Annotated in this window: 1 pseudogene; it reads left to right on the plus strand. The window is 56.7% G+C overall.

The window, feature by feature from the left end:
* Positions 1–173: 173 nt before the first annotated feature.
* Positions 174–490 (plus strand): annotated as a pseudogene (locus tag E5W87_RS35575) (ATP-dependent DNA ligase); the annotation flags it as partial.

The raw sequence follows: 490 nt of genomic DNA on the forward strand, positions 1-490 counted from the left end.
AGTGTGGAAGCGGCTCCGACAGTGAGGCGGGGTGCTGAATTGCCGGAGCCGCCTGCGCAATCCGGTTGGGTTTGACCGCGCCGTCCTATTCTGGAACGGCGCGGTCAACGATTCGTTAAAATGGGAACTAATTAAGCACATGCTAATTGAATCGCAGTTTTGCGAGTCAATGCATGCGTTTGAAGTTTGTCCCGCCACTAATGCCGACTTTGGTGGAGAAGCCTCCCGAAAGCGGCGTGTGGCTTCATGAGCTCAAGTTCGACGGCTACCGGTCGCAAATGATCATTGACGAAAGCGGAACGCGCATTTTCACCCGCCGTGGCTTGGACTGGACGGCGAAATACCACGACCTGGCCGCCGCATCGAAGTCGCTCGATGCGGACAACGCCATCATCGACGGTGAGATCATCGTGCTCAATGATGCCGGCCTGTCGGATTTCGCAGCTTTGCGCAAGGCCATCACGCGGCGCCAGCACGACCTCTATTTTGT

This window comes from Mesorhizobium sp., from assembly GCF_004962925.1.
Taxonomy (GTDB): Bacteria; Pseudomonadota; Alphaproteobacteria; order Rhizobiales; family Rhizobiaceae; genus Mesorhizobium.